At 68.0% G+C, this 22,241-nt stretch carries 24 protein-coding genes; 10 read left to right on the top strand and 14 right to left on the bottom strand.

Annotation, left to right across the window (positions count from 1 at the left end; translation table 11 throughout):
• Positions 1–99: 99 nt before the first annotated feature.
• Positions 100–318 (top strand): helix-turn-helix domain-containing protein, encoded by a 219-nt coding sequence (locus BLU67_RS00755; protein WP_176780640.1) that lies wholly within the window; start codon positions 100–102, stop codon positions 316–318.
• Here the strand turns inward: BLU67_RS00755 and BLU67_RS00750 are convergent.
• A complete protein-coding gene (locus BLU67_RS00750) occupies positions 315–848 on the bottom strand; it encodes a hypothetical protein (RefSeq protein ID WP_092561003.1) in 534 nt (177 codons plus the stop codon). The genes BLU67_RS00755 and BLU67_RS00750 overlap by 4 nt on opposite strands.
• Positions 849–990: 142 nt before the next feature.
• Here BLU67_RS00750 and BLU67_RS00745 point away from each other — a divergent pair, with 142 nt between their 5' ends.
• Both BLU67_RS00745 and BLU67_RS00740 read left to right on the top strand, forming a co-directional pair.
• Positions 991–1,635: a LysM peptidoglycan-binding domain-containing protein gene (locus tag BLU67_RS00745; protein ID WP_092561001.1), complete on the top strand. Its 645-nt coding sequence runs from the start codon at positions 991–993 to the stop codon at positions 1,633–1,635.
• On the top strand, positions 1,632–2,117 hold the full coding sequence (locus tag BLU67_RS00740; protein WP_092560999.1) for an Rv3235 family protein: 486 nt from the start codon (positions 1,632–1,634) through the stop codon (positions 2,115–2,117). The genes BLU67_RS00745 and BLU67_RS00740 overlap by 4 nt, the downstream gene beginning before the upstream one ends.
• A 5-nt stretch (positions 2,118–2,122) precedes the next feature.
• On the opposite strand, the gene secA is transcribed toward BLU67_RS00740, so the two are convergent.
• The 10 genes from secA to mtrA form a co-directional block, all read right to left on the bottom strand.
• Complete coding sequence (secA, locus tag BLU67_RS00735; protein WP_092560997.1) at positions 2,123–4,909, bottom strand: preprotein translocase subunit SecA; 2,787 nt, start codon at positions 4,907–4,909, stop codon at positions 2,123–2,125.
• A 94-nt stretch (positions 4,910–5,003) separates the two neighbouring features.
• Positions 5,004–6,122: a winged helix-turn-helix domain-containing protein gene (locus BLU67_RS00730; protein ID WP_143027292.1), complete on the bottom strand. Its 1,119-nt coding sequence runs from the start codon at positions 6,120–6,122 to the stop codon at positions 5,004–5,006.
• A gap of 159 nt (positions 6,123–6,281) precedes the next feature.
• Entirely contained in the window at positions 6,282–6,806 is a 525-nt protein-coding gene (locus tag BLU67_RS12665; RefSeq protein WP_410002410.1) for an IS5 family transposase, read from the bottom strand.
• Positions 6,772–7,161, bottom strand: coding sequence for an IS5 family transposase (locus BLU67_RS12660; RefSeq protein ID WP_410002409.1), 390 nt, complete (start codon positions 7,159–7,161; stop codon positions 6,772–6,774). The genes BLU67_RS12665 and BLU67_RS12660 overlap by 35 nt, the downstream gene beginning before the upstream one ends.
• 48 nt (positions 7,162–7,209) lie before the next feature.
• The gene (locus BLU67_RS00720; RefSeq protein WP_092560993.1) at positions 7,210–7,860 is read right to left on the bottom strand and encodes a hypothetical protein; all 651 of its coding nucleotides are present in this window, start codon (positions 7,858–7,860) and stop codon (positions 7,210–7,212) included.
• 414 nt (positions 7,861–8,274) lie between these two features.
• Positions 8,275–8,910, bottom strand: coding sequence for a ribosome hibernation-promoting factor, HPF/YfiA family (gene hpf, locus BLU67_RS00715; protein WP_092560991.1), 636 nt, complete (start codon positions 8,908–8,910; stop codon positions 8,275–8,277).
• A 126-nt stretch (positions 8,911–9,036) separates the two neighbouring features.
• A complete protein-coding gene (locus BLU67_RS00710) occupies positions 9,037–9,843 on the bottom strand; it encodes a ComF family protein (RefSeq protein ID WP_092560989.1) in 807 nt (268 codons plus the stop codon).
• Between the two features lie 99 nt (positions 9,844–9,942).
• Positions 9,943–11,613 (bottom strand): LpqB family beta-propeller domain-containing protein, encoded by a 1,671-nt coding sequence (locus BLU67_RS00705; protein WP_092560987.1) that lies wholly within the window; start codon positions 11,611–11,613, stop codon positions 9,943–9,945.
• The gene (gene mtrB / locus BLU67_RS00700; protein ID WP_092560985.1) at positions 11,610–13,193 is read right to left on the bottom strand and encodes an MtrAB system histidine kinase MtrB; all 1,584 of its coding nucleotides are present in this window, start codon (positions 13,191–13,193) and stop codon (positions 11,610–11,612) included. The genes BLU67_RS00705 and mtrB overlap by 4 nt, the downstream gene beginning before the upstream one ends.
• Entirely contained in the window at positions 13,193–13,876 is a 684-nt protein-coding gene (gene mtrA, locus BLU67_RS00695; RefSeq protein WP_092560983.1) for an MtrAB system response regulator MtrA, read from the bottom strand. The genes mtrB and mtrA overlap by 1 nt, the downstream gene beginning before the upstream one ends.
• A 92-nt stretch (positions 13,877–13,968) precedes the next feature.
• On the opposite strand from mtrA, the gene BLU67_RS00690 reads away from it, so the two are divergent.
• The 5 genes from BLU67_RS00690 to BLU67_RS00670 are packed head-to-tail and all read left to right on the top strand — an operon-like array spanning position 13,969 to position 19,378.
• Positions 13,969–15,156 carry a DUF7847 domain-containing protein gene (locus BLU67_RS00690; protein ID WP_143027290.1) on the top strand — a complete coding sequence of 396 codons (1,188 nt, stop codon included), beginning with the start codon at positions 13,969–13,971 and terminating at the stop codon, positions 15,154–15,156.
• 10 nt (positions 15,157–15,166) lie between these two features.
• Entirely contained in the window at positions 15,167–15,838 is a 672-nt protein-coding gene (locus tag BLU67_RS00685; protein ID WP_143027289.1) for a DUF4129 domain-containing protein, read from the top strand.
• Complete coding sequence (locus BLU67_RS00680) at positions 15,835–16,983, top strand: DUF4350 domain-containing protein (protein ID WP_092560977.1); 1,149 nt, start codon at positions 15,835–15,837, stop codon at positions 16,981–16,983. The genes BLU67_RS00685 and BLU67_RS00680 overlap by 4 nt, the downstream gene beginning before the upstream one ends.
• Positions 16,980–18,080 carry an AAA family ATPase gene (locus BLU67_RS00675; RefSeq protein WP_092560975.1) on the top strand — a complete coding sequence of 367 codons (1,101 nt, stop codon included), beginning with the start codon at positions 16,980–16,982 and terminating at the stop codon, positions 18,078–18,080. Before BLU67_RS00680 ends, BLU67_RS00675 begins: the two co-directional genes overlap by 4 nt.
• Positions 18,081–18,082: 2 nt before the next feature.
• Positions 18,083–19,378 (top strand): DUF58 domain-containing protein, encoded by a 1,296-nt coding sequence (locus BLU67_RS00670; RefSeq protein WP_092560973.1) that lies wholly within the window; start codon positions 18,083–18,085, stop codon positions 19,376–19,378.
• On the opposite strand, the gene BLU67_RS00665 is transcribed toward BLU67_RS00670, so the two are convergent.
• The gene (locus tag BLU67_RS00665) at positions 19,375–20,376 is read right to left on the bottom strand and encodes a stage II sporulation protein M (RefSeq protein WP_092560971.1); all 1,002 of its coding nucleotides are present in this window, start codon (positions 20,374–20,376) and stop codon (positions 19,375–19,377) included. The genes BLU67_RS00670 and BLU67_RS00665 overlap by 4 nt on opposite strands.
• 30 nt (positions 20,377–20,406) lie before the next feature.
• Here BLU67_RS00665 and BLU67_RS00660 point away from each other — a divergent pair, with 30 nt between their 5' ends.
• Positions 20,407–21,195 (top strand): RDD family protein, encoded by a 789-nt coding sequence (locus BLU67_RS00660; protein ID WP_176780639.1) that lies wholly within the window; start codon positions 20,407–20,409, stop codon positions 21,193–21,195.
• On the opposite strand, the gene BLU67_RS00655 is transcribed toward BLU67_RS00660, so the two are convergent.
• Both BLU67_RS00655 and BLU67_RS00650 read right to left on the bottom strand, forming a co-directional pair.
• Positions 21,192–21,374 carry a Trm112 family protein gene (locus BLU67_RS00655; RefSeq protein ID WP_222842307.1) on the bottom strand — a complete coding sequence of 61 codons (183 nt, stop codon included), beginning with the start codon at positions 21,372–21,374 and terminating at the stop codon, positions 21,192–21,194. The two genes, BLU67_RS00660 and BLU67_RS00655, sit on opposite strands and share 4 nt — an antisense overlap.
• Positions 21,367–21,759: a DUF3499 domain-containing protein gene (locus tag BLU67_RS00650; protein ID WP_092560965.1), complete on the bottom strand. Its 393-nt coding sequence runs from the start codon at positions 21,757–21,759 to the stop codon at positions 21,367–21,369. The genes BLU67_RS00655 and BLU67_RS00650 overlap by 8 nt, the downstream gene beginning before the upstream one ends.
• A 37-nt stretch (positions 21,760–21,796) precedes the next feature.
• Between BLU67_RS00650 and BLU67_RS00645 the strand changes: the two genes are divergently transcribed.
• Entirely contained in the window at positions 21,797–22,240 is a 444-nt protein-coding gene (locus tag BLU67_RS00645) for a metallopeptidase family protein (RefSeq protein ID WP_143027288.1), read from the top strand.
• Position 22,241: the final 1 nt, after the last annotated feature.

Genomic DNA, 22,241 nt, shown 5'->3' with positions numbered 1-22,241 from the left:
GGACCAGACTATGCCGAAGGTCACGTGCTGGCCGCAAGTGCGTTGTGCTGATTGTGGATAACTTTGTTGCACTTTGGCCCGCTCTGCCATACTTGGATCATGACCGCACGCTTCCTCACCCTCTCGGACCTGGCCGAACAGCTGGCCGTTTCCATGATCCAGGCGCGCGCACTCGTGCGCTCCGGGGAAATCCCTGCCATCCAGGTGGGCGGTCGCGGCCAGTGGCGTATCGAAGCCAGCGTGCTGGAAGATTACATCCAGCAGAAATACCGCGAGAACGCGGCCCGCGTGGAGCAGCTGAGCCAGGAAAACGCCTAGCTCGCCAGCCCCCACGTATCGAGGGTTTCTATCTGATCTAAGACGACGGCCGCCCGCGAGCCATCGTCGAGCTCCAGGTCAACGACGTCCTTTCCCACACCGAGCACTCGCCCGGTGATCTCGCGCTGCGCGCTACAAATTCTTACCCGCACCCCTTGCGCGCCGCAGCGCCGCAGCACGTGACCCCAACTCCGCCGAATATCGACCTCGCGATGGGTGTGGGAAGCACGCCCAAGCCCCTTGATCACAGCGATCTTCGCGATCGCTACAAAGACGTGGTGAGCCTGGGCGCGCTCGAGCCGCGCCCACGTTGCCGACACGTCTTGCAATACCCCATCAGCGCTGTGCCCACCCTGCATCACGACGTGCATTTTCGCGCCAAGGGACGAGGTAAGCCGTTCGGTGATCCCCACCGAAGAACGTTCGGCCTCCACTAACTCGGCTTCCAGCTGCGCACTCTCAATCGTCGCGAGCCGATCGGACAGGTCCATGAGCAGCCGAGAAATCGCGGGATCGAGCCCATCACTCATCGCTGCCTCCTTCATGCCTAGGTGGTTTTCACCGTAGCTGCTCGACCCCCAAGTTCTCCACAGGGCTTTACAACGAACGGAACCTCGACTAGACATAAGAACAACAAACAATATCAAACGATATGAACCGAGGTTCCGAGAGATGAAACAACGAGTCCTAGCCTCCCTGCTCCTGAGCTCTCTCGGTGCCGCGGGTGCCATCGCCTTCACCCGCCTCGCCACAACGACGATCGGCGAGGTGCTCGTCTCCCCGGTGTGGCAGGCCCGCAACTACGAATCGGGCGTCGCGGCCGTACTGCTCGTCCTGGCCGCCGCACTCAGCGCCTGGTACGCCGCCTCCGGCATCCTTGCGCTCCTCGTCCTGGCCGGCCGGGCGCGAGCCAGCGCCGTCGCTGGTTATCTCGCGCCGCTGACCTCACGCCTGGTGCGCGGCGCCTCCGTCGCATCGCTCGGCGTCGCTCTCGGAGCGGGCCTGCCGCTTTCGGCCGCGATGGCCGCCCCCGCCACCGGCGATTCGCCCACACCGGCCGCCTCAGTGGCGCATTCCGAGGTGCTCCCGCCCCTGGATCCGGCCCCGGCGCCCCCGCCCGCCCCGAGCGTCGCCACCACCTACGAGGTCCAACCGGGTGACTGCCTGTGGCGCATCATCGAGGCCGAGCTGGATTCCCCCTCGGATGCCGAAACGGCGCGGCTCGTGGCAGAAATCGCTGCACTGAACCCCGCCATCACCGACCCCAATCTCATCTATCCCGGGCAAGAACTGTCCCTAGGAAAGGACCAGCCATGACGACGTCGGCGCTCAGCGTTGAGGAAGCCTTCGGAAGCGATGAGGAGCTCGCCTTTGATCCCCTCGCGATTTCGTTTTCGACGCCCCACGAATTCTTGATCGAATCGGTGGACGCGCGCCTGGCCCGCCGGGCCGTGCGCGGCGCCTCCCAGACCCTGCCCCATCCCTCGGTCTGGTCGCACACGATTTTACGCGCGACGCTCGAAGTCCTCACGGGATTTCGGCCGATCACGCACGTCAACCGGTGGGTCTCCCCCGAGGTTTACGCTTCCCTGGCGCGCCGCGCGTCCCTTGCGCTGCGGGTAGCGCCGCCGAGCGATCGGCAACGCCCCGTCGTGCGCAATGTGCGCGTCTCCTCGGTTGCCAAGGGGCGCGTCGATGTCATCGCCACCATCCTCGACGGCGAGCGGGTGCGCGCCGTCGCCTTCGAGATGGTCGTGCGCCGGGCACGCTGGATGGTGACCGCCATCCAGATCGGCTGAACGTTCTAGCGGCCGCGCTTTCGGCGGGCCTTCTTCGCGGCGCGGCGCTCGGCGCGGTTACCGCCCTGCGGCGCGGCCGTTCCCTCGTCCAGCCCGAAGGCGGCACCCTGGCCGGAAGGCGCCGATGCCTCGCTCTGGCCGGAGCCATCCCTCGCCGAGGCCGAATACGTCAGCGCTGACGGCCGCTCGGGCGTCTTGAGCGCAAGCGGGGAAGCCTTCTTCGCCTTGGCCGGCGCGGCTTCGGGGGCGGGCTGCGGTTCGGGGCTCTGCTGCCCGGCAGCCTCCGCCTCGCCCGGCTGCTGGACCTGCAGGAAGAACAGGTAGCGCACGACGTCTTCCTTGATGGCTTCCTCCATCGACTGGAAGAGGTCGTAGCCTTCCTTGCGGTATTCCACGAGCGGATCGCGCTGGGCCATCGCCCGCAGGCCGATGCCCTCCTTGAGGTAGTCCATCTCGTAGAGGTGCTCGCGCCACTTCTGGTCCAGCACCGTCATGACGACGCGGCGCTCCAGGTCGCGCATCATCTCCTCGCCGATCTCCTCTTCGCGTTCGGCGTAGGCCACGTCGATATCGGAAGTCAGCTCCCGGATGAGGCCCTCTTGCGTCAGGCGGTTGACATCGCCCGCATCCTCGATCAGATCATCCTTGGTGATCGTCACGTGGTAGACGCGGTTGAGCGTTTCGAACATCTCGTCGAGGTCCCAGCTCTCGCCCGTGCCGTGCAGCGTGTAGGCGCGCACGATGCCGGAAATGACGTCGTGGCGGAACTGATCGACGAGCTCGGAGACGTCTTCGCCCATGATGAGCTTGTGGCGCCGGTCGTAAACGATCGTGCGCTGCTGGTTCATGATGTCGTCGTACTTCAGGACGTTCTTGCGGGTCTCCGCGTTTTGCGATTCGACCTGGCGCTGTGCCGAGGCGATCGCGCGCGTGACGATCTTGGACTCCAGCGGCATGTCCTCGGGGTAGGCGTCGGAGGACATGATGCGCTGGGCGGCGCCGGAGGCGAAGCGGCGCATGATGTCATCGTCCATGGCGAGGTAGAACCGGGATTCGCCCGGGTCGCCCTGACGGCCGGAGCGGCCGCGCAGCTGGTTATCGATGCGGCGTGCGTCGTGGCGTTCGGTGCCAAGCACGTACAGGCCGCCGAGCTCGGTGACCTCATCGTGTTCGGCCGCCACCGCGTCCTTGGCATCTTCCAGCGCCTTGGGCCACGCGGCCTCGTATTCCTCCGGCGTCTCCGTCGGGTCCAGGCCCGCGGCCTTGAGGTTCTCGATCGCGATGTGCTCCGCATTGCCGCCGAGCATGATGTCCGTACCGCGGCCGGCCATGTTGGTGGCGACGGTGACGGCGCCCTTGCGGCCCGCCATGGCGATGACGTGGCCTTCGCGCTCATGCTGCTTGGCGTTCAGCACGGTGTGCGGGACGCGACGCTTCTTCAGCATCTTCGACAGCATTTCGGACTTCTCGACGTTCGTTGTGCCGACGAGGACCGGCTGGCCCGTCGCGTGGCGCTCGACGATGTCTTCCACGACGGCGTTCCACTTGCCGGCCTGGTTCTTGTAGACGAGATCGGCCTGGTCGGTGCGCTGGTTGGGCTTGTTCGTCGCGATCGGGATGACGCCGATCTCGTAGGTGTTCATGAACTCGGCCGCTTCGGTCTCGGCGGTACCGGTCATGCCCGCGAGTTTGTCGTACAGGCGGAAGTAGTTCTGCAGCGTGATCGTGGCAAGCGTCTGGTTCTCGGCCTTAATCTCGACGCCTTCCTTGGCTTCGATGGCCTGGTGCATGCCTTCGTTGTAGCGCCGACCGTGCAGCGTACGGCCGGTGTGTTCGTCGACGATGAGAACCTCGCCGCCGGCGACGATGTAGTCCTTGTCCCGCTTGAACAGTTCCTTGGCTTTGATGGCGTTGTTCAAAAAGCCGATGAGCGGGGTGTTGGAGGACTCGTAGAGGTTATCGATGCCGAGGTGGTCTTCGACCTTGGCGATGCCGGGCTCGAGGATACCGATCGTGCGCTTTTTTTCATCGACCTCGTAGTCGGTGCCGGGCTTCAGACGGGCGACGATCGTAGCGAACTCGGTGTACCAGGAGTTGACGTCGCCGGATGCGGGCCCGGAAATGATGAGCGGGGTGCGGGCTTCGTCGATGAGGATCGAGTCAACTTCGTCGACGATCGCGAAATTGTGGCCGCGCTGGACCATTTCCTCCGGGCTCCACGCCATGTTGTCGCGCAGGTAGTCAAAACCGAACTGGTTGTTCGTGCCGTAGGTGATGTCCGCGGCGTACTCGACGCGGCGCTCGGCCGGGGTTTGGCCGTCGATAATGCAGCCGGTGGTCAGGCCCAGGAAGCGGAAGACGCGTCCCATGAGTTCGGACTGGTAGGAGGCGAGGTAGTCGTTGACGGTGACGACGTGCACGCCCTTGCCCTCCAGGGCGTTGAGGTAGGCGGGCATCGTGGCGACGAGCGTCTTACCTTCACCGGTCTGCATCTCGGCGATGTTGCCCATGTGCAGGGCGGCGCCGCCCTGGATCTGGACGTCATACGGGCGCTGGCCCAGGGTGCGCTTGGCAGCCTCACGCACGACGGCGAAGGCCTCGGGCAGGATGTCATCGAGGGTCTCGCCCTCGGACAGGCGCTTGCGGAACTCATCGGTTTCGGCGCGCAGCTCCTCGTCGGACAGATCCTCGACCGTCGGTTCGAGTTTGTTGACCTGCGCGGCGATGGACGCCAGGTTGCGCAGGACTCGTCCTTCGCCGAATCGAAGGATTCTGTCAAGAATGGAAGCCACGATTTCTCCGTTTCCGTTGGTACCTGTTACATGGTAGCGACTTTGCGCGGATCGGCCCTACTCCCCTGCGCTCCGTTCGATCTCGGCGGAAGACTCACCAGCGCCGCCAGCGCGCGGCGGCGGCGCCCGGGGCATCGCTCGGAACCCGAATGCTCGTGGCGCCGAGCCAGGTCGCGAGGCGCTCGAGCTCGGCGCGAGCGGCCTCATCGCGGCGCACCTCATCGATGCTGACCTCGTCCTCGTCCCAGGCTCCGCGCACCTGCAGGGTCGCGGTTTTCCGATCGAGGGCGAGGTCCGCGCGGGCCACGATCTCGCCGTCGACGAGCAGCGGCAGGCTGTAATAGCCGCGAGTGCGCTTGGCTGCGGGCGTGTAAATGCCGATGCGGTAGTCCAGGCTAAAGAACTGCAGCGCCCGCGGACGGAAGAAGATGAGCGGGTCGAACGGCGAGAGGAAGCGGGCACCGGCGACAGCGCGCGGGACCGTGAGCGCTGCGTCCAGGTAGTAGGGACGCTCGATTCCCTCGATGTGCACGGCCTCGACCTCGCCACTGGTGCGCAAGCGGTCGAGTTCAGGCGCGACCTCGCGCGGCGGCAATCGGAACACATCCGCGATCGCGGCGAGGTCGCCAATCCCGATCGCGGCGATGGACAGCTCAGTCAGGCGCGCGATCGCTTCGCTGCGCGGGGCCGGTGGAACATCGCGCACACTCGGCGGCAGGGCGGCCCGGCTGAGCGCGTAGATCCGGTGGAAGTACTCGGTTCGCCCAGCGGTGGTCACGAGATCCTCATCGAAGAGGTTTTCGAGCAGGACTTTGATCGCTCCGCGGTTCCAATCGTGACCCGTCGTTGCCTCGGCGAGTTCCTGTTCGGGTGCGCTGAGGTCATGGGCGGTAAGACGGCTAGCCATCTCGAGGGCAGTGGCAGGACCGCGGGAGTGAAGTTCGCTCAGGATTCGCTCGCGGAGCCTAGCTGCGCCGGGATGCGCGTCGATCCGATGCCCGGAGGACCAGCGGCGAGTAAAACCGGCCAGTAGGCGGTGGGTTGCTGGCGGAACGAAGCACGCCTCGTGACCCCACTGCTCGAGCAGGAGGCGCGGCGGCGCGGCCGTCGCCGCGTGCAGCAAGCCGGTGTCGTAGCTGCCGAGGCGGGAAAACAGGGGCACATAGTGGGCGCGTGCCAGCACGTTGACGGAGTCGATCTGCAGCACGCCCATGCGCGCGACGGTGCGAGCGATATCGGCGCGATTTAGGGTCCGGTGCCGCTCCGCTTCGAGGGGCCGGTCAAGGCCCTGGGCCCGCACAGGGCGGCGCGGCGGGCCGCCCTGCGGCTGAGGCGGCGTGTTGGTGTCATGGGATAAGACTAGGGCGTGTTGCTAAAGGGTAGTAGTCAGCCAATGCAGTGTCGCGGCGAGGCAGAGCCCGGCGTGATAGTTCCGGGCGTACTTGTCCGAGCGCATCGCGATTCCTCGCCACTGCTTGCGCCGGTTGAAGCACCGCTCCACGACATTGCGTCCCCGGTAGCGCTGGCGCTGGTCTTCACCGAAGTCGATCGGTCTTCCTGGGCGGCGGCGCCGGTGCGCGATCTGATCCGCTCGCTCCGGGATCGTGGCCGCGATGCCATGCCGGCGCAGCCAGGCACGGTTCGCCTTCGAGGGGTAGCCCTTGTCCGCAATCAGGCGGTCAGGCCGTGTCCGGGGCCGCCCACGGGCGCCGGCCACGCTGATCTGCTCCAGCGTGGTGGCCAACATCGAGGTGTCGGCCACCTGCCCGCCGGTCACCACGAACGCCAGCACCCTGCCCTTGCCATCACAGACCAGATGCGACTTCGTCGTCAGACCGCCGCGGGAGCGTCCGATGGCATGATCAGCCGGCTCCGTCCCGGATTTCTTGTAGTTCATCACGGCCCCCTGTGGGGCGGGGCAGGGTCGCCCCGTGCTGGTGGACGCGCACGATCGTGGAATCGATCGAGGCCACCCAGTCCAGCTCGCCACCCTGCTGCGCCAAGGACTGGGTCTTCTCCAGCACCCGCTCCCACACGCCCTGAGCGGCCCACCGGTTGAAGTTCTTGTAGATCGTGTTCCAGTTCCCGAACCGCTCGGGCAGATCCCGCCACGGCGCGCCGGTGCGGAAGCGCCACGCGGTGGCCCCGACCACGATGCGCCGATCCACGGGCGGACGCCCGGTGGTCTTGGCTTCGGGGAACAGCGGGCCGATCACGGCCCAGACCTCGTCCGAGATGACATCACGCGACACCCCTCAAGACTGACGCATCCACCCCTTGAAACCTTTTAGCAACACGCCCTAAGGGCGTGAGCCCGGATTGGGCCACGCGGCAGACTGTTCAGTGGCTGCTGTGGTGCCCGGGGCGTGTTGTCGGAACGCCTGCGCTGCCACGCTCACGAGCATCGCCGCACCGGCCGCCGCGGCGCCGGCCGGCCCGGCCACGTGCATGCCCAGGACCGCCAGGAGTGCCCCGCAGAGGCCGAGGGCGACCATGGACCCGCCGATCCACCAGAACACCGGGGCATGGAAGACCCGAGCGAAGGGGAGGAAGTGCGCGCCGACGACGGCGGCCACCAAAGCGCTCTGCGCCGTCGGGGCATGTAAGGCCTGAGCGACCAGGCGCGTGACCGGCATCAGCAGGAGCATTACGACGACGGCGACCCCGTAAACACGTGCCGCCCCCGGTGCAGGCGGGCGCAGCTCGGGGAGGACCCTGCGGCGGAACAGGATCACTGCAAGGGTGAAGGTGGCCAAGGCGGCAGCCAGCCCGCGCAGTGGGCCCTGTGTCGGTGAGGACACCCCAGAGAGGCCGGCGAAGAGGAAGGCTGTCCCGCCGATGACTCCGATGAGCCCGCCGGAGACCACGGGGTGGCGCAGCGCGCTAATCCCGCGGACTGCCGTGGGAGTCTCGGACGGCTGGCGGCCGGCCGTGGTGGTGTGCGTTGTCATCGGATCCCCTCCGTCGGCGTGTGACCGAATTTATCATCCCATGGGGGCCTCGACGTGGGTGTCCAGGGGGGTATGGGTGGAGGCACGTCCCGGCTCGCCGGCGAGGGTTGTGGTGCGGCTTCGGCCTTCCAGAAACAACCGACTCTGCCTCAGTCGCGCCCGGGCGTGGGCCGGGTGCCTGGCGCACCCCAGGGGAGGATTCGGTCGGGTCTATGGCCATGCACTCCCGAAGGTGGGTGGGAAGGGGGCCGGGTAGGTTAGCCGCCGTGACTAGCACCGCGTCCACCATGTCCACGGGTCTGATGGCATCGCGCGACATGACTCCAGACTCGCGCATTCACCGTCCCCCAATCCTTTAGCAACACGCCCTAGGGGCGGCCAGGATGTCCTGGCCGCCCCTAGGTACACACGGGCTTAGCTCGTGACGGTCGTATCCAAACGCAGCACGCCATAGGTCCAGCCGTGGCGGTGGTAGACCACGCAAGGCTGCTTGGTCTCCTCGTCGATGAACAAGAAGAACGGGTGGCCGACGAGCTCCATCTCGTACAGGGCCTGATCGATTGTCATCGGGGTGGCTTCGTGCAGCTTTTGGCGCACGATGACCGGGCTGTCACCGAGCTGGGATTCGACGGCCACACCAGGTTCGGTGGGCGCTTCGACCTTGTCCTGCTCGGGTTCGCTCGGCGTCAGCGGCGTCTCGTCGAGGCCGACCGGGAAATCCTCGGGGTTGGGTACCGGATAGCGGTGATGGTTCTTGCGGCGATCGCGGGCGCGACGTAAGCGCTCCATCAGTTTGGCATAGGCGAGATCGAGGGCGCCGTAGCGATCGGAGGCGGAGGCCTCGGCGCGGACGACGGGACCCTTGCCCCGTAGCGTCAGTTCGATCCGCTCGGCGCGATCGGCCAGGCGGGGATTTTTCTCGTGGTTGAGTTCCACATCGAGTCGCTGTGCGAGCGGTGCAAGTTGCTCGACTTTTTCCAGCTTTTCTTCGACGTGGTCCCGGAACCTGTCGGAAATCTCGGTGTTACGTCCGACGACGACGATTTCCATTGTGAACCTCCATGGGTGAATGGGAGAGCATCAGCGCCCTCCGCGACATTCGATCACCGCCGGTGATGCACTTCGCATCTGGCGACCGACGGGCTGTGGTCTCTCACCTCCGCTGCGTTGCGTACTTCAAGTGTAGTCGGCTTTGCGCTTCGATGACCGCTCACCCGCGAGGCCATTGGAAGAGGCCGGGGTTGCGGCCAGCGCGATCGCGCCAGCGACGCGGATCCGGGCTGCCTTCAGGGCGCGATAACTTGCGGCGAGAGTCGCGCCCGTCGTGACAACATCGTCGACGAGCAGGACGACATCGTCGGGGCGCAGCGGGGCCACCACCGTGACGGCGTGGCGGCGCGCGGCCGCCCGATCCATGGAGTTGAGCCCGGCGAGGTGGCCGGAGACCTCGGCGGCAAGCGGCTTTCGCAGGATGTCGGCCGTCGCAATGCGTGCAGGGCGCCCGATGCGGATGGCTGCGGCCTCGGCGATGCCGTGGGCGAGGGCGTCGGCGAGTTCGGCGGCGACGAGGCGGCGGCGCCAGCGCCTCGCCCGGCCCGAGGGCGCGGGGACGAGAACGAGGGCGCCGCCGCGGTGCAGGTGGTCCGCCAGGTGGTAGGCGACGTGGGATTCGGCGCTCGCGGCGCCCATGAACTGGTCGCCCGCGCTGCGGGCGGCGGCTCGGATCGTCGTGGCGATATCGCGGCGGGTGTGGTTCTTGTAGGCGAGGACGATCGAGCGCACGCGCGGGTAGGAACAGGCGGCCCACGTCGGCAGCAGGCCGGCGAGATAGCGGGCGTCGGCATCCACGCGGCGCAGCGGCGAAAACAGCTCGGCCGCGCAGCTGTCGCACAGCGCGATATCGCTGCGGCCGCAGCCCGCGCACGCGACGGGCGTGATGAGATCGGCGAGGTCGCGCCCGAGGCGCGCAAGGGGAAAGGACATGGCGCTATCGTGGCGCGGCGGCCGCCGGTCGCGCGGGAGCGCGCCCCGCGCTCGGGTGGTAGCTGGGGCGATCTGCGCGATGGGGACGGGCACGGCCAGCTAGCCGGCGTAGTTCGGGTCGCTCACGCCGCTCGCTGCGGCGCGCCAGCCACCGCCGGCGCGCACGAAGAGCTCGCCCTCGCTCGTCGTCACGATGATGGAGCGGTCCGAGGTGCCCGCGGCGATCTGCACTCCCCCGGCGACCGTCGACAGGGAGACGCGCGGACCGCCGAGCGAGGAGAGGACAACATCGGGTTGGTCCTCGAGCTGATTGCGCACAAGGACGGCCAGGTCGGAGGCGCCGACCCAGTCGGCGTCGAGCACCTGCCCGGCGGACAGCACGACGTCGACGGGCGAGGCGAGTTCGATCGGACGGCCCGCATCATCGCGCGTGACGGCCGCGACCCGCAAGATAAGTGCGTCGCCGACGCTGACGAGGACGATCGCGCGGGAGCCGTCGGCCGAAATCCGCACCCGCGTCACGCGCTGGCCCGCGAGCCAGGGCGCGGCAACGGTGATCTGTTCGCCCGCGTGCTGCACCGCGATGAGGCTGCCGGTGTTGTGCTGCTCGCCGGTCAGGACCCAGCCGAGGCGGTCGATGCTCGGCGGGATGAGGTTCGAGCCGGTAAGGAGGACCTCGGAGGGCGATTGGCCGGAGGCGACGGTACGCACCTCGCCGGCGCCGTCGAGGACGACGATCGAGCCGGAGCTGCCCTCGTAGGGCGCCGACGGCGCGCGCAACGGCCCCGGCAGCTGGTCCGCGCCGGGCACGGGCACGAGGTCGCGCCCGTTAAAGCGCACGAGGCTCCCCTCGGAGATCGCGACGGGTTGCGCGGGCGCTCCGGGCGCATCAATCAGCGGGGTGGTGGCGGCCGGAATGACCTGGCTGCCGTCCAGCCGCAGCGTGACGGACTGAATGCCCGCCGCGCCCGCGAGGGTGCGTTGGACCTGGACGTACAGGCGCTGCAGATCTTCCGGATCGGGCCGTTCGGGCACGTCGAGGTCGACGCTGACCGTGTCATCGGTAACGGTGACGCCGCCCTGGATGCGCGTGCCGTCGGGCACAGCGGTGCGCACGGCGGGCTGCAGCCAGGAGCTCGGGCCGGACAGCAGCGCCGCGAGTGCCCCGGAGACCATCTGGGGGCGGGCGAACCAGCGCGGTTCGGGCACGAGGACCTCGGCGTCGGGCGAATAGAAGTAGATCGGGACGCGGTCAAAAATCTGGTCGAAGCGCACATCCGGGATGGCGAGCCCGTCGGGCAGGGCGGCAATGCGCCACTGGCCGTCGGCGTTTTTCATCAGCGAGAACGTGCGCACGGATTCGACGGGCTGGCGTTTGGCGGTATAGCGCCCGCGCGAGTCGAGTTCGGCCAGGCTCATGTGCGTGACGCGCACGGCCCCGGATTCGATCTCCTCCGGCGGTTGCGGCTCATCGGAGGCAATAATGTCGACGCTGGCGTGCGGGTTCCAGGACTGCGCGGCCGACTCCGTCAGGTACAGGCGCGCCGCGGCGAAATCATCGGAGTAACCGGCGGCGGAGGCGGCGAGGAAACCCTCGACGATGTCGACGGCGGGAGCGTTTGCCGTCGGGCCGGAATAAAGGACGTCGACCTCGCTGCGATCGGGCAGCCGTGGCTGGGAGGAGTTGACCGGGCCGGAATCGGGCAGCGCGGTGCACGCCGCCAAGGCGAGGGCAGCAAGCAGGGCGATCAGGCGGATGAGGAGTTTCACGAGGCGACCTCCACGGCGGGGTTCAGCGCCAGCGGGCTCGGACCCATCGGCGTTCCGACGCGGCGCGGCAGTGTCAGGAGGAAGGCGGCCCCTACCCCGAGTTCGCCCCAGGCGGCGAGATCGCCGCCGTGCAGCCGGGCGTCTTCCAGCGAGATCGCAAGGCCCAGCCCGGAGCCGCCGATGACGCGCGCCCGGGAGGTATCGGCCCGCCAGAAGCGGTCAAAGACGTGGGCGGCGGTTTCGCTGTCCATCCCGATGCCGCGGTCGAGCACGCGGATCGCGGCGGTCGTTTCATCGGCCGCGAGCGTGATATCAACATCGGCGTTTTCGGAGTGCTCGACGGCGTTGATGACGAGATTGCGGATGATGCGCTCAATGCGCCGCGGATCGATATCGGCCGCGACGGGCCGCTCCGGCAAGGCGAGGCGCAGCTGGACCCCGCGGGTGGCGGCCAGCGGGCTCGCCATCTCGGTGACGTTCGTGATGACCTGACGCAGGTCCGTGTCCTCGACGTCCAGGACGGCGGCGCCCGCATCGAAGCGCGAGATCTCCAGCAGATCGGCGAGCATCGATTCGAAGCGATCGAGCTGGGCGTACAGCAGCTCGGCGCTGCGGGAGGTGACCGGATCGAAGTTCGCGCGCGCATCGTGCAGCACCTCGGCGGCCATCCGGATGGTGGTGAGCGGCGTGCGCAGCTCGTGGGAGACGTCGGAGACGAAGCGGCGCTGCACGCGCGAGAGCTCCTCCAGCGCGACGATCTGCTCCTGCAGCGAGGTCGCCATCATGTTGAACGACGCACCCAGGGTGGCGAGCTCGTCGCTGCCCTTGACATCCATTCGCTCATCGAGCACGCCCGCCGCGATGCGTTCGGCCGACAGCGCCGCCTGGCGCACGGGCTTCAGGATCTGGAAGGTCACGCCCCAGGTCAGCACCGCAAGAACGAGGATGAGGGAAAACGCCCCGACGTACAAAATGTTCATCACGAGGTTGACCGACTGCTGCTCGACGGCGAGGGAATAGACGGCATAAAACTCGTACGGCCCGGCCAGCGGCAGGTTGAGTTTTTGCCCGACGACGACGCCGGGCGCACTGCCCGCGGGCGTTGGCACCCGCACCGACTGCCACAGCTGGGCATCGCTCGCATCGATCTTCTCGCGCAGCTCGCTACTGACGAGGTCCACGAGCGCGCGGTCGGTCACGTAGTAGCCGGCCGTCGGGTTCTGCCCGGCCTGCGGCAGCAGCATGACGCCGACGGTGCCGGAGGAGGACAGGCGCTGTTCGTAAATGACGTCGTAGATGACCCGCTGCAGTTGCGCGGTCGATTGGATGCTCGCGTTATCGACCGAGGCCTGGGCGTGATTCGCTCGCCACAGCGCGTCGGACAGCACCTGATCGAGCCGATCCTCGAATACGCCGTCGCGGATCGAGGTGGAGACGAACGCGCCGACGATCGCGAGCGCGAGCGCCCCCGCCATGACGATCATCGTGGCGACGCGAACCGCGAGCGAGGAGCGCCAGCGCCGCCCGAGGCCCGAAATGCGGCGCCGCACCCGGCCGCGCCAGCTGGAGGGCGCCGCCATCACTGTGCCGGGTTGCCTGCCCGGTAGCCCACGCCGCGCACAGTAATGATGATCTCGGGGTTTTCCGGATCGCGTTCGACCTTGGAGCGCAGCCGCTGGACGTGGACGTTGACAAGTCGGGTATCGGCCTGGTGGCGGTAGCCCCAGACGTCTTGCAGCAGGGCTTCGCGGGAGAAGACCTGCCAGGGTTTACGGGCGAGCGCCACAAGCAGGTCGAACTCGAGCGGGGTGAGGCTGATGAGCTCGCCGTTGCGGCGCACCTCGTGCGCGGAGACATCGATCGCGAGGTCCCCGATCATGAGGCGCTCGGAGGCATCATCGTCCTTGCGCCGCAGCCGCGCCCGCACGCGCGCGACGAGCTCCTTGGGTTTAAAGGGCTTGGGGATATAGTCATCGGCGCCCGCCTCCAGGCCCGCGACGACGTCCGTCGTGTCCGACTTCGCGGTGAGCATGACGATCGGAACGCCCGATTCTTCCCGAATAATGCGGCAGATCTCGATGCCGCCCATCCCAGGCAGCATGAGGTCGAGCAAGACGAGATCAGGCTCGGAGCTGCGGAACATCTCCACCGCCTTGGCGCCGTCGGCGCAAAAGACCGGTTCGAAGCCCTCGGCCGAGAGCACAATGCCAATCATCTCGGCAAGCGCCGTATCGTCGTCTACGACCAAAATTCGCCACGTCATGGTGTTATTGTCGCAAATTTGGCGCGCGGGCGCCCGAGTGATGCGCCTGGGCGCGGCGCTGTGGCACGATAGTGAACGACTAAGGAGGGGCCGTGACACAACCGCCGCACGATAATCGGCATCCCAACGACGAGACTCAATGGTCTTGGGACAACGTTCCCCAGGTCTCTGGCCCCCCTCCGGTCGCTGGCCCCCCGGCGGCCGAGCCTCCCGCAGGAGAACAGGGCCCCTACGGGCACAAGCGATTCGGGGAGGGTGCATCGCCGACCGGCTACGAACCAATCCAGTTGCGCCCCACCTACCTGGAGGCCCAGCCCGGCATCATCCCGCTGCGCCCGCTGAAGCTTGGCGAGTTTTTCGACGGCGGTTTTCGAGCTATCCGGTTCAACCCCGGGGTCATGCTCGGTGTCGCGGCCATTGTCATTTTTGGCTCGCTCATCCTGGAGCTCCTCGTCGTCAATCCGGTTCTCACCCGGATCGAGGCCTTCAATCCGGCAAATCCCGACGGTTTCGTCGTGACCGACCGCGACGTCGTCACGCTCCTGGCCTCTACTGCCGGCCCCGCAGTGCTCTCGTTCATTGCCTCGACGGTGCTGACCGGCCTGCTCATCCAGTGCGTCACTCAATCGATCCTCGGCAAGCGCGTGACCCTCGCGCAGGTGTGGGAGCAGGCCAAGGGCCGGATCCTGCCGCTGATTGGGCTCACGATCCTCATCACGCTCGCGGGCGTCATCTATTTCATCGCGGTTTTCGCCCTCCTGGCCCTCGCCTCCTTCTTCGTCTTTTCCTCCTTGAGCACCGAGACGTCCTCGGCATTCGCGTTCGTCATTGTGGGCTTCCTGCTGGTCACCGCCCTTGCCGTCGGGTGGCTCGCGTTTCTCGTCAAGACCTCCCTCGCCACGCCAGCACTCATGGCCGAGCGGGTCGGCGTCTTCCAATCGGTCAAGCGCTCCTTTAGCCTCACCAAGGGCCTCTTCTGGCGGATCGCGGGCGTGCTGTTCTTGACGGTCTTCCTGCTCGCGGCGATGTCCGCGATCGTCACCGGGCTTATCACGACGCTGATCACCGCGGTCATCGGGGGCTCCGGGGCCGCTACCGACCTCATGTCCCTGACCTCGATGAGCACGATCGCCTCCTCCATTATTGGCTCCCTCGTTCAGCTGGTCTTCACGCCATTCCTCGCGGCCGTCGTCACGCTGGTCTACACCGATACGCGGATGCGCAAGGAAGGTCTCGACCTGCTCCTGCAGCGCGCCGCGGCGGAGAATCCGGCTACCTAGGTCGTTGTTCGTGAGGTGGTTAGAGATCCCGGTGACGCCGGATGCCGAAGAGGCGCGTCGTGCTGCGCGCGAAGAGCTCGACAAGGCGATCTACCACCACGAGCCTGGCCTGTTCATGCGTGCTCTGCGCTGGATAAGCGAAAAACTCGGCCAAGTCTTCGACGTCTCGCCCACGTCCTCCTCGCCGATGTTCTCCGTCGCGATCCTCGCGATCGTGCTCGTCGCGCTTGTGCTGTCCATCGTCTTTTTCCGGCGCATTCGCGGCCAGGCCGCGGCGCGCTCGGATCGGCGCGGCTCGGCCCGACTCTTTGAGGACGACGCCGATAGCTCGACCCTCGTGAGCAGGGCCCGCAACTATGCGGCCAGCGGCAACTACACCGAGGCCTTCCGCGAGCAATTCCGTGCCCTCATTCGCTACGCCGATGAGCGCGCCCTGATCGCCGACCGTCCCGGCATGACCGCGCAGGAAGCGGCCCGCGACCTCGGCGCGCTCGACTCCGAATACGGCCGCTCCTTGCACGCGCAGGCTGACCTGTTTGACGCCGCAAGTTACGGCGATGTGCTGCTCGGCGAACAGGCCTATCAGGCGCTCATCCGCCTCATCGATCTCATCAAACCGCGCCTTGCCACGCTCGCGCCGCAGGTCGAGGTATCCGATGAGGGCGCACGGGGGCAGCGATGAGCGATCTGTATAGCCCCGAGGCGCTCGGGCTGAACATGAAATCCCGGCGCGCCACCTCCAAGTGGAGCTGGCCGATCATCGCGCTGTGCATTATTGGCGCACTGATCCTCATCATTTTTTCCGCGATGCGGCAATCGGGCACCTCCGGCAACCTCAGCCCGGACTCTACGCGCCCGAGCGGCGGCCGGGCGCTCGCCGAACTCCTCAAGCGTGAGGGCGTCGACATCGTGACAGCCACCTCCCTCGCGGACGTGCGCGCGCAGGCGCGCGAGGGCGTGACGGTCTTCATCGCCGCCACCGACCTGCTCTCTGACTTCCAACGCGAGCAGCTCGCGGACCTTCCCTCCGACGTCGTCCTGGTTGGCACGCCCTACCTGCCCTTCGGTGCGCTCACCGATGCCGTCGACACGGCCGCCGAAGGCTCGAGTGTGGCCGTCACGGCCCAGTGCTCACAGCCCGATGCCGTCGCCGCCTCACGGATTTCGCCGCCGCGCGGATCCATGACCGCGCTGCGCGACGGCGTGGAGCTGTGCTTCACCTTCGAGGGCAGCGGCGCCTACGCCGTCTGGGAGCACAACGGCGCGTCCTGGCGTGCGATTGCCGACGGCACGCTGCTGTCAAACGAGCGTCTCGCCGACGACGGCAATGCCGCGCTCGCGATGCGTTCACTCGGTCAGAACCCGACCCTCGTGTGGTACCTGCCCGTCTACGAAGACTCCTCGCAGTTCTTCGTCTACGCCCCGGCCTGGTTCCGCTCCTTCATGTGGTTCGCGCTCCTGCTCACCGTCGTCGCAATCGCCTACTGGGCGCCGCGCTTCGGGCCCGTCGCCACCGAATCGCTGCCCGTCGTCGTGCGCGGCGGCGAGATCGTGCGCGGCGTTGGCAGGCTCTACGCCTCGCGGCGCGCCACCGAGCATGCTGCGGGCGCCCTGCGCTCCGGCACGATCGCGCGCCTGCAACGTCAGCTCGGCTTGAGCCGGGAAGCCGGCGCCGACGCCACGATCACCGCCATCGCGGCCGCATCCTCCCGGCCGGCCGCCAACCTGCGCCACCTGCTGTACGGCCCGGCCCCGCAGCGCGGCGCGGACCTGCAAGAACTCGCATCCGAACTCACCCGCTTGGAAAGTGAGGTCCACTTGTCATGAGTGACCAGTCCCGATTCGCCCAGCACCCCGCCGACGACGGGCGAACGCCCGAGGCGCAATCTCACCAGGACTCCCCGGCGGCGCCGGAGTTCGAAGCGCCCGCCTCGACAGCCCCGGCTGAGCCGGCCCGCCCTGCCCCGCCGAGCGAATCGCCGGCGCGCTCGCGCCTTGCCGCGCTGCGCAGCGAGATCGGCAAGGCCGTCGTCGGTCAGGACAGCGCCATCACCGGGCTCGTCATCGCACTGCTCGCGCAGGGCCACGTCCTGCTCGAGGGCGTGCCGGGCGTCGCCAAGACGCTGCTCGTGCGCTCGCTCGCGGCAACCCTGGACGTCAAGACGACGCGCGTGCAGTTCACGCCCGACCTCATGCCGGGCGACGTCACGGGCTCGATGATCTACGACGCCGCGACCTCCGCGTTCGAGTTCCGCGAAGGCCCCGTCTTTACGAACCTCCTGCTCGCCGACGAGATCAACCGCACGCCGCCCAAAACCCAGGCCTCGCTGCTGGAGGCGATGGAAGAACGCCAGGTCTCCGTCGACGGCACACCGCGTGCGCTGCCCGATCCATTCATGGTCGTCGCGACGCAAAACCCCGTCGAGTACGAGGGCACCTACCCGCTGCCCGAGGCCCAGCTCGACCGCTTCCTGCTCAAGCTCGTCCTGCCCGTGCCCCCGCGCGAGGACGAGATCGAGATCATGCGCCGCCACGCCCACCGGTTCAACCCGCGTGACCTGCACGGCGCTGGCCTGCGCCCGGTCGCCTCGCCCGCGGACCTCGCGGCGGCACGCGCCGAGGTCGCCGAGGTAGACGTCGATGAGGCCGTGCTCGCCTATGCCGTCGACATCGTGCGCGCGACCCGCGTCTCGCCCTCGCTCAAGCTCGGTGTTTCGCCGCGTGGCGCCACGGCGCTGCTGGCCGCCTCGCGCGCCTGGGCCTGGCTCTGCGGCCGCACTTTCGTCACGCCCGATGACGTCAAGGCCCTCGCCCTGCCCACCCTGCGCCACCGCGTCTCGCTGCGCCCCGAAGCCGAACTCGAGGGCATCAGCACGCAGCAGGTCATCGGATCCGTGCTCTCCAACGTCCCGGTGCCGCGCTAGCCATGGCGCTCACCCACCGCTCCGTCATCCTTGCCGCCCTGGGGATCATCCTCGTGGCGGTGCGCCCCGTCGCCTCGACGGTGGCGCTGTGGGCGGTGATCCTCGCGATCCTGATCGCGCTCGACGTTCTGCTCGCGCCCAAACCCGCGACGCTCTCCTTCGTGCGCTCCACCAACCCGACGACGGTGCGCCTGGGTGCGAGCGCCGTAACCTCGCTCGCCGTCTATAACGGCGGCAGCCGCACGGCCCGCATCCAGCTGCGCGACGTGTGGCAGCCCACCGCCCGTATCCAGCCCGAGTCCGGGCGCCTGACGATCCCGCCGCAGGAGCGGCGACGCTTCACAGCCGAGCTCATGCCGGTTCGGCGCGGCAAACGCCGCAGCCAGCAGGTCGCGATCCGCGTCGCCGGCCCGCTGGGGCTGGCCTACCGCACCGGCACGCGCACCGTCGAGGGCTCGCTGCTTGTCCTGCCGCCGTTTCACGCCCGCCAGCACCTGCCCTCGCGCCTGGCGCGGCTGCGCGAAATGGACGGCCAATCCTCGGTCAACATCCGCGGCCAAGGCACGGAATTCGACTCGCTGCGCGAATACGTCATCGGCGATGATGTGCGCGCGATCGACTGGCGCGCCACCGCCCGCGCCCAGGACGTCATGGTCCGCACCTGGCGCCCCGAGCGCGACCGCCGCGTCGTCGTCATCATCGACACCGGGCGCCTGTCCGCCGTGCGCCTCGGCAACGAAATCCGGCTCGATGCCTCCATTGAGGCGACGCTGCTGCTCGCGGCCCTCGCCGGCCACGCCGGGGACCGCATCGATGTCCTAGCCGTCGATACCGCCGTGCGCGCCCACGTGCGCTCCAGTTCGGTGACGACGCTCATGCATGAGCTCGCGGTGGGCCTCGCCGACGTCGAACCCAACCTCGGGGAGACGGACTGGCACCTCGCGGCCTCCCTCGTGCGCCGCACCGTCTCCCAGCGCAGCCTCGTCGTCATCGCGACGGCGCTCGATTCCAGCGTCATCTCCGGCTCCATGCGCACCGCCGTCGCGGCGCTCGCCGCCCAGCACACCGTCGTCGTCGCCGGCGCCTACGACACCGAGCTCAATGACCTGACCCAGCGCCGCGAGGACCTCGCCGAGATCTACACCGCCGCGGCCGCCGAGCACTCCCTGCTCTCCGCGCGCGACGCGGTAGCGGCCCTCGCCCGCACCGGTGCCTTCGTCGTGCAATCCTCGGCCGACGCCCTCCCGCCGGACCTGGCCGATATGTACCTGCAGCTCAAGGCCACCGGCAAGCTCTAGCGCAGCGCGCCCTCCAGCTGGCGGTAGCCGGCGTCATCGTCGGCGAGGTCGCCATCGAAGCCCAGCCGACGGGCACGCGCACCAAAGTAGAGCGTGTAGGCCCAATACGCCGCGAGCGCGAGCGCGCCGATGGCGATCTTCACCGGCGTCGGCAGCTCCGAACCCGTGACAAACCCCTCGACGAGGCCGGAGACACCGAGGACGATGACGAGGCCCGCCGCGACGATCGCGAGCGTCCTGCCGTCCTCGGCCAGCGCCGTCGCGCGCGTGCGATTACCGGGCGAGACCCACGCCCAAAACAGTTTGAACGCCGCCCCGGCCGCAATGAAAATCGCCGTCAGCTCCAGCAGCCCGTGCGGCAGGATGGAATAGAAAAACACGTCGAGGTGATCGTGCATCGCCATGACGGCGCCCGCCTGCCCCACCCCCGTCGCGTTGGCGTACATGACGTAGGCCGGCAGCGCCCCGGTAATGCCCGATCCGACGACGAGCGCCGCGATCCACGCATTATTCGTCCACACCTGGGCGGCGAAATCTGGCGCGGGATAGTTCGTGTAGTACGCGACGAAGGCCTCCTCGGCGTACTGCCGCAGCTGCGAGGGCGTGCCCACCTGGGCCTGCATCGCGGGCGAATGATAGAACGCGTACCCGTAGGCTACCGCGACGAGCACGAACAGTAGCCCCGCCGCGAGCGTTTGATAGCGCACCCGGTAAAACGCGAGCGGCAGCGTCACGATAAAAAACTTGGCGATGCCCGCCAGCGAGAAATTCTCCGAGCCCGTCAGCCGGGCGCGCGCCCGCGCCACCGAGATCGACAGTCGCGAGATGACGCTCGGATCCGGCGCCGCGGTGCGAATGAGCGAGAGGTCGCGCGAGGTCGCGTGATACAGCTGCGCAAGCTCATCGATCTCCTCGCCCGTGAGCGAGCGCCGCCCGGCCAGCTCATCGAGCCGATTCCACTTCGCCCCGCGGTAGGCGCTATATGCATCGGTATCCACACCTGTAATGTGCCATATATGAGCACCGCAATGTCAGTCACGTCGCCGGGCGGAAAAGAATCCATCATCACCGGCGAGGCGATCGAGCTGGAGGTCCGGCCAGCCTCGGTGCCGCTGCGGGCCCTCGCCGGCGCGATCGATGCCGCCCTGTGGGGCGCCACCGCGCTGTTTTCGATCACCATGATTCTGCGCTACCTGCCGCCGGACAACGCCGCCCAGGGCCAGACGCTTGTCGTCGTCGGCATCGCCATCTTGACCTTCGGCATCCCGTTCGTCCTGGAGTGGGCGACGGGCGGGCGCTCGCTTGGCAAGACCGTCGTCGGAATTCGTGTGCTGCGCGAGGACGGCGGCCCGGTGCGCGTGCGGCACGTCTTTGTCCGCTCGCTCGTCGGCGTCGTGGAGAACTGGCTGACGTTCGGCGCACTCGCGACGGTGGTCTCGCTGTCCAACGCGCGCGGCCGGCGCCTCGGCGACATGCTCGCGGGCACCTACGTCGTGCGGCTGCGCGACGTGGAGGCCACCGCCTATCCGCTGCTCATGCCGCCCGAACTCAGCGACTGGGTGCGCACCGTCGACATCGGACCGATCCCCTCGGCCCTGACGACGCGCGCCCGCATCTTCCTCACGCGCGCCGCGACGCTGAACCCCGAGGCACGCCGCACGCACGCCGAAGCGCTAGCAAGCGAGGTGGAGGCCTACGTCTCCCCCGCGGCGCCCGCCGGCACCCACCCGGAGCGCTTTCTCGCGGCCGTTCTCGTGCGGCGCCGCAATGAGGAGTACCTCTCCTATGTGCGCGCAGAGGAGCGCAACGGGCTTTAGTCGCCGACGATGGCGCGCTCGGCGAGCAGCAGCGGGATCCCCTCGCGCACGGGATAGGAGCGCGTCGGGCTCACGCCGACGGTGCGAAAGCAGCCGCCCTCCTCATCGCTGTAGCGCAGCTCGGCTCCGGTGACGGGGCAGCGCAGCGCAGCGCTCACCCACGCGGGCAGATCAGTCATCGTCATCTCCTTGGCTGTGCACGATGCGAAGGTTGGGCCGCGCCGCACCGGCGCTCGGCTCGGTGATATCGCGCGCGGCGACGCGGCGGGTGGGCGGCACATAGGGTTTGGGGCGCTTGGAGGCCTCGCGCACCGCATCGGCCAGCGCCGTCAGGTCATCGGTGGAGGGCGCGGCGGCCTGATAGTCGACCTGCAGCCGGATGACATCCCAACCCCGCGGCGCGGTCAGCGTGCGGGCGTGCTCCTCGCACAGATCGTAGGCGTGCGGCTCGGCCTTGACGGACAGCGGCCCGACGATCATCTGGGCATCGCCGTAGACGTAGGTCAACGTCGCGACGGCGGAGCGGGTGCAGCCGGGTCGAACGCACGGGCGGACGGGTTTCACCCTTCGATGGTACCTGGATCTGGCCTAGGCTAAGACCGTGCCCTTCCTGCCGATGGTTCCCCCGCGCCGCGCCGGTCGGCGACGCGATCGCCACGGCCGCGGCATTCGCGGCCCCCTGCTGCCCCCGGCGCTACCGGGCTGGCGCACCAAGCGCGAAATCTTCGACGATATCGTCACCGACCACGTGCGCGCCCTCATCACCGAGCATCCGCGCCTTGCCGCCGTCGAATTCGCCGTCGAGGAAGTGCCACCGTCCAACCCCTCGCGTTTTGAGGCGCGCGGGATCACCCTTGCCCGCACCTTCGCCGCCGACCGCAGCCACGGCCTGAAATACCGCGTCGTGCTCTACCGGCTGCCCATCGCCACGCGCTGCGCTTCCGTCGCCGAGATCGACGAGCTCACCCACTACGTCCTGATCGAGCAGTGCGCCGAGATCCTGGGCGTCGCGGTGACGGACCTGGATCCCGATTTCCCGCTGTAAC

This window comes from Bowdeniella nasicola (assembly GCF_900107735.1).
Lineage (GTDB): Bacteria > Actinomycetota > Actinomycetes > Actinomycetales > Actinomycetaceae > Bowdeniella > Bowdeniella massiliensis.
This window is presented reverse-complemented; position numbering and strand designations above follow the sequence as displayed.

Excerpts from the sequence above, each read along its gene's own strand:
- BLU67_RS00740 (WP_092560999.1), top strand. The coding sequence starts at position 1,632 with ATGACGACGTCGGCGCTCAGCGTTGAGGAAGCCTTCGGAAGCGATGAG.
- BLU67_RS00730 (WP_143027292.1), bottom strand. The coding sequence starts at position 6,122 with ATGGGCGTGCTGCAGATCGACTCCGTCAACGTGCTGGCACGCGCCCAC.
- BLU67_RS12665 (WP_410002410.1), bottom strand. The coding sequence starts at position 6,806 with ATGAACTACAAGAAATCCGGGACGGAGCCGGCTGATCATGCCATCGGA.
- BLU67_RS00655 (WP_222842307.1), bottom strand. The coding sequence starts at position 21,374 with ATGACTGATCTGCCCGCGTGGGTGAGCGCTGCGCTGCGCTGCCCCGTC.
- mtrA (WP_092560983.1), bottom strand. The coding sequence starts at position 13,876 with ATGACGTGGCGAATTTTGGTCGTAGACGACGATACGGCGCTTGCCGAG.
- BLU67_RS00660 (WP_176780639.1), top strand. The coding sequence starts at position 20,407 with ATGTCAGTCACGTCGCCGGGCGGAAAAGAATCCATCATCACCGGCGAG.
- BLU67_RS00680 (WP_092560977.1), top strand. The coding sequence starts at position 15,835 with ATGAGCGATCTGTATAGCCCCGAGGCGCTCGGGCTGAACATGAAATCC.
- BLU67_RS00675 (WP_092560975.1), top strand. The coding sequence starts at position 16,980 with ATGAGTGACCAGTCCCGATTCGCCCAGCACCCCGCCGACGACGGGCGA.
- mtrB (WP_092560985.1), bottom strand. The coding sequence starts at position 13,193 with ATGGCGGCGCCCTCCAGCTGGCGCGGCCGGGTGCGGCGCCGCATTTCG.
- BLU67_RS00720 (WP_092560993.1), bottom strand. The coding sequence starts at position 7,860 with ATGACAACGCACACCACCACGGCCGGCCGCCAGCCGTCCGAGACTCCC.
- hpf (WP_092560991.1), bottom strand. The coding sequence starts at position 8,910 with ATGGAAATCGTCGTCGTCGGACGTAACACCGAGATTTCCGACAGGTTC.
- BLU67_RS00710 (WP_092560989.1), bottom strand. The coding sequence starts at position 9,843 with ATGTCCTTTCCCCTTGCGCGCCTCGGGCGCGACCTCGCCGATCTCATC.
- BLU67_RS00745 (WP_092561001.1), top strand. The coding sequence starts at position 991 with ATGAAACAACGAGTCCTAGCCTCCCTGCTCCTGAGCTCTCTCGGTGCC.
- BLU67_RS00670 (WP_092560973.1), top strand. The coding sequence starts at position 18,083 with ATGGCGCTCACCCACCGCTCCGTCATCCTTGCCGCCCTGGGGATCATC.
- BLU67_RS00755 (WP_176780640.1), top strand. The coding sequence starts at position 100 with ATGACCGCACGCTTCCTCACCCTCTCGGACCTGGCCGAACAGCTGGCC.
- BLU67_RS00750 (WP_092561003.1), bottom strand. The coding sequence starts at position 848 with ATGAGTGATGGGCTCGATCCCGCGATTTCTCGGCTGCTCATGGACCTG.